2 protein-coding genes and 1 pseudogene are annotated in these 1883 nt (G+C 74.2%); 1 reads left to right on the top strand and 2 read right to left on the bottom strand.

Features of this window, described 5'->3' with window-relative positions; all coding sequences use genetic code 11:
- A partial coding sequence (locus G3I65_RS33845) for an MFS transporter (RefSeq protein ID WP_160699707.1) occupies positions 1-570 on the bottom strand: 570 nt, incomplete at its 3' end.
- A 92-nt stretch (positions 571-662) separates the two neighbouring features.
- On the opposite strand from G3I65_RS33845, the gene G3I65_RS33840 reads away from it, so the two are divergent.
- Complete coding sequence (locus tag G3I65_RS33840) at positions 663-1589, top strand: LysR family transcriptional regulator (protein ID WP_160699706.1); 927 nt, start codon at positions 663-665, stop codon at positions 1587-1589.
- On the opposite strand, the pseudogene G3I65_RS33835 reads toward G3I65_RS33840, so the two are convergent.
- Positions 1556-1883 (bottom strand): annotated as a pseudogene (locus G3I65_RS33835) (hypothetical protein); the annotation flags it as partial. The gene G3I65_RS33840 and the pseudogene G3I65_RS33835 sit on opposite strands and share 34 nt — an antisense overlap.

Here is a 1883-nt window from a genome sequence, read left to right as displayed (position 1 = left end):
CCCGCCGATCGCCCGGATCCCGAGCGCGGAGAGCAGGAAACTGGCCGCGTTGGCCGCGACCGACGTCACCGGCCCGAGCACGGCGAACGCGGCCCCGCCGAGCGGCGGCCCGAGCGCGGTGGCCGTCCAGTTCGTCGATTCGAACCGGCCGTTGGCCACGAGCAGGTCCTCCGGCGCGACGAGCCCCTTCAGGAACGCCCCGCTCGCCGAGGTGAAGGTGATGTCCGCCGCGGCGACGACCACCGAGACGGCGAGGAGCTGGACGAAGCTCAGCAGCCCGAGGGCGTAGCAGGCGGGCACGCTGAGCAGCGCGCCGAACCGGACCAGGTCCATGGCCACCATGACCGGCCGCTTCCGCCGCCGGTCCACCCAAGGTCCCAGCGGCACGGCCACGAGCGCCCCCACCGCGGGCCCGATGGCGGCGAGCGCCGACACCGCCGTGGGCCCGGCGTGCAGCACGAGGATCGCGAGCATGGGGAACGCGCCGAACCCGAGCCAGGTGCCGAACGCGCTCACCGCGTACGCCGACCAAAGCCACCTGAACCGCCGTCCGAGCTGCCTCCGCGTCACCGGGAGATCAAAGCGAGGAGCGGGCGGGCGGCGCAAACAACCGACGCGCCGGCGAGCCACAACGCGGGGTTGTGGTTCTAAGGTCGGTCGCCGTGGACCTCGACGCAGTGCGCACCTTCGTGGCCGTCGTGGCGGCGGGCCGGTTCCAGGACGCCGCGGTGGATTTGTCGATCACGCAGCAGGCGGTCTCGAAGCGCATCGCGACGTTGGAGAAGACGCTCGGCGCCCGCCTGTTCACCCGCACCGCCCGAGGCGCGCGCCTGACCACCGAAGGCGAGGCGTTCCTGCCGCACGCGAGGGAACTGCTTTCGGCGGAGGCGCGAGCACTGGCGTCGGTCCGCACCGGCCCGCTGCGCGTCGACGTCATCGGCCGCCGCCTGTGCCCGGCGACGTTGCTGCGGGAGTTCCACGAGGCGCACCCGGAGATCCCGCTGGAGGTGGTGACCCTGTTCGACAGGGCGGCCGCCGCGCTCCGGACCGGCTCGATCGACGCGTCGTTCCGCGCGGTGGTGGAGCTGCCGCCGGACCTCGACGCGCAGTGGGTGTTCGACGAGCCCATCGAGCTGCTGTGCGGACCCCGGCACCCGCTGGCCGGCATGTCGTCGGTGACCCCGGCGGAGCTGGCCGGGCACCGGCTCTGGATGCCGGGTGTGGTGCCCGGGACCGAGTGGGGTGCGTACTACGGCACGTTCGCGAGCGCGTTCGGGCTGTCGATCGACGCGGCCGGGCCGAACTTCGGGACCGAGGTGGTGCTGGACACGGTCGCGCGGTCGGCGGAGGTGGCGACGTTGGTTCCGACGGGTGCCCGGCTGTTGTGGCCGGCGGAGCACGACCTGCGGCGGGTGCGGATCGAACGGCCGGTGCCGGTGTACCCGCATTCGCTGGTCTGGCGCCGGGACAACCCGCACCCGGGGCTGGCGGCGCTGCGGTCCTACCTGGGCCAGGGCACCCGAGCGAACGATGCTTGGCACCCGCGGTGGGACGCTCAGCCCAGCCAGACCGTGCCCAGGACCGGGTAGCCCGGCAGGCCCGTGCGTGCCGCGCCTGGTCGGGGGACGCCTGCTATCCACAGGCGGCCCGTCGATGCGATGTTCGCGGCCATCGAGGGGTCCGCCTTGGGGAGGCGGAAGGGGACCACCGTGCCGTCGGCCAGCATGGTCAGGCCGCTCAGCCTCGCCGTGCCGCGGCGGTCCATGCGGATCGGGCCGTCCGGGACCGCGCGCAGTTCGGTCCAGTGGTCGGCGGGCAGCGGGCGGCCGTGGGCGAGCGAGCGCAGGCCCGTCGCGAGCGCGCCCAATAGCGCGCCGGCCGCG

Source organism: Amycolatopsis sp. SID8362 (assembly GCF_010550475.1).
GTDB lineage: Bacteria > Actinomycetota > Actinomycetes > Mycobacteriales > Pseudonocardiaceae > Amycolatopsis > Amycolatopsis eburnea.
The sequence above is the reverse complement of the archived record's forward strand: the minus strand, read 5'-3'. Positions and strand labels throughout refer to the sequence as shown.